Below are 1480 nucleotides of genomic sequence, written 5' to 3' on the forward strand. Positions count from 1 at the left end.
CGGCAGGCGCGCGGTTGGGCGCGCTTTTGGTAATGCTGGCCCGCCAGCTTGGCTTGCCAGTCTATGAAACAGACCTGTCATGTTCTATGCGCTCCAGATAATACGCGCGCCGGGTGGGGCTGAGTGACAGGATGGTGTCCTCATCCCATCCATAGGCCCCGGCCAAAATATGAATATCGTTCAACAATTGCGCCGCCCGCGCGGCAACTTCGTCCCAAAGGACGCCAGCAATATCGAGCCGAACCTGCTGGGCTGCGCCGCATTCAGGGCATACCACATCCAGTTCCGGGTCCGCCCACGGGTCAGCCGCATCAAGTGCCGCGCCCGCCCGCTCAAGAATGCCCGGCGATGGGACTTTGCCCGACTGTACACAGGATTGCAGCAAGCGGAACGCCAGTTCCCCGCCATCTTTAACCCCGGCCAAAACCGCCTGCGCCAAATCACGGCTTGTCGGCAAGCGCAGCTCAGTTCCGTCGACGTGAACAGTGGCTTGGGCACTTTGATAAGCTGGCAAGTCGTGCGTGTTCAGGCTCAGATCAAGGCGGGTACCACATGAGGTGCAATCAGACCAAAGGGAGAGATGATCCCCAAACAGCGCGCGGCGCAGCTGTAATAGTCGCCAGTTGCGCGCACCCAATGGCAGACCGGCAAGATCTTCATCGCCATCACTGCTGAGCGCCAGCAATGACAAAGCCCTGTCAATGTCATGACGGGGTGCAGCGGTTTCCCAAACCGCCACAAACTCTTTGTCAGACACCACCCCCATCTGGCCTATGCCGGCTCGTTAAAGCTTGGCTCCGTCGGCTCGGTCACGTCATAGTCGCGCTCCCAGCCCTCATTCTCCAGTTTGAGCGTCTGGATCGCTACCGCGTTGGCATTTGCGTTAAGTTCCGGCAAGGCTTGATATTCGGACACCCAACAGCGGAACACCTTATAGGCCAGGACGATCTGCCCGGCCTCATTATAGACTTCGATGATAATGTCTTTGCGGAAATCAGACAGCAACACCTCCGCGCCAAGCCCGGAGCCATAATTCCAGACCTTGTTGGTCCAGGCCTCAAACTCCGGATCATGGGTCACGCCGCGCTCAAGCGTGATGGCCTCATAAGATGTGCGACCGGGAGATTTTCGCGTCAAAGATGGATCGCCCCCTTCGCGATGCTCCACCGGATCAGTGCTGCGTTTGAGCGCGCTAACCTTGCTGATCCCCGCCACATAGCGGCCATCACATTTGACCCGAAACTTGAAGTTTTTGTAGGGGTCGAAACGCTGTGCATTTACGCTGAACTGCGCCATGTCAAATCCTCCCTAGACCTGAATTTCGCCAGCCAGCTGCTGGATTTTGATGATCACGAACTCGGCAGGTTTAAGCGGGGCGAATCCGACCACGATGTTGACGATGCCATTGTCGATATCGTTCTGGGTTGTTGTCTCCTTGTCGCATTTCACAAAATAAGCCTCGCGTGGGCTCGCGCCCTGA

The 1480-nt window shown here is 57.4% G+C and carries 2 protein-coding genes; both read right to left on the reverse strand.

Features of this window, described 5'->3' with window-relative positions; genetic code table 11:
• Positions 1-61 precede the first annotated feature (61 nt).
• Positions 62-757, reverse strand: a complete 696-nt coding sequence (locus F6K13_RS32865; protein ID WP_287289885.1) for a hypothetical protein — start codon at positions 755-757, stop codon at positions 62-64.
• 14 nt (positions 758-771) lie between these two features.
• Positions 772-1296 (reverse strand): phage tail protein, encoded by a 525-nt coding sequence (locus F6K13_RS32870; RefSeq protein WP_287289887.1) that lies wholly within the window; start codon positions 1294-1296, stop codon positions 772-774.
• Positions 1297-1480: the final 184 nt, after the last annotated feature.

It is taken from the genome of Okeania sp. SIO2B9 (genome assembly GCF_010672505.1).
In the GTDB taxonomy this organism is placed as follows: domain Bacteria; phylum Cyanobacteriota; class Cyanobacteriia; order Cyanobacteriales; family Microcoleaceae; genus Okeania; species Okeania hirsuta.

Excerpts from the sequence above, each read along its gene's own strand:
- F6K13_RS32870 (WP_287289887.1), bottom strand. The coding sequence starts at position 1,296 with ATGGCGCAGTTCAGCGTAAATGCACAGCGTTTCGACCCCTACAAAAAC.